The organism is Pseudoalteromonas sp. A601 (assembly GCF_002165575.1).
Lineage (GTDB): Bacteria > Pseudomonadota > Gammaproteobacteria > Enterobacterales > Alteromonadaceae > Pseudoalteromonas.
Genome location: NZ_MXQF01000075.1, coordinates 1 through 1013 on the forward strand (window position 1 = coordinate 1; position 1013 = coordinate 1013).

Genomic DNA, 1013 nt, shown 5'->3' on the forward strand with positions numbered 1-1013 from the left:
TAGGATCTCCGCGTAGCGGCTTAGTTCAACAATTTTATAGTGCGCTCGACGCTCTTTTTCTTGAATATGGGAGCACAACAACTAAACTGTATGTTTACACAGTAACTGATATTGGTGATGACATGAAAACGCGTTCTCCATTTTTAAATTATATCGCTGATTATATGTTGGTACGTCAGTATTCATTACGTACCGTGGACACGTACCTGAGATGGATTGTATCTTATATCCATTTTCATGATAAGCGCCACCCCGCCTCAATGGGAGACAATGAAGTCGAGCACTATCTAGAGTACTTAGTGTTAAAACAAAACGTTGCACCGCGAACGCAAGCCACGGCACTCAATTCATTGTCATTTCTATACAAGCACATAATTATTTTAAACTTTATCAATGTTCACTTCACGACAAGGGTATGATGAAAAAACACGCCTATTTGATTAAAAATGATGTCATTACAATTTTGATGAGGATTTACCAAAAGCGCATTATGAGAAAATAATATTGGCAATTTTTAGATAGTTTGAAAAGGGAAATTTACAACACCCAAATGTTGTTTGAAGTATAAGTTGGCATAAGTACAAACGAGCTTATTGGGCTACAGCTCCGTTAGTGTAGTGTATGTTGGCATAATATTGAAGTAAAAATTGGCATAATGTTACCAAATACTGGTTTTAGAGCCAACCACATAAAAATACTGTCAAGTTTAGTTGGCTGCTATGTGCCATGAGCCGACTATCAGCCGTAACTCGTTTCTGCCCCAAAACGTGTTAAAGCAATTATTCTATAGGTCGGCTTTGAGCGATAACCGGACACTGAAAAAGTTAAATTTATTCCTGTGTTTTAAGTAGAAATCTAATTTTGTCCAATAACATTATTAAACGCCGTTTTGGGGCAAAATAACATGCTTAATTCCTAGCTGTTTTAATTACTTGTTTACAAAGGTAATTATTGGTGAAATTATCAGGGTATGTAATATACGCCGTTTCGGTGTGTTATAAACCACCAAAATG

The 1013-nt window shown here is 36.3% G+C and carries 1 protein-coding gene; it reads left to right on the forward strand.

Annotated elements, in window-relative coordinates; genetic code table 11:
• On the forward strand, positions 1-419 hold a 419-nt coding region (locus tag B5G52_RS21705), incomplete at its 5' end, for a phage integrase N-terminal SAM-like domain-containing protein (protein WP_254911268.1).
• Between the last annotated feature and the right edge of the window lie 594 nt (positions 420-1013).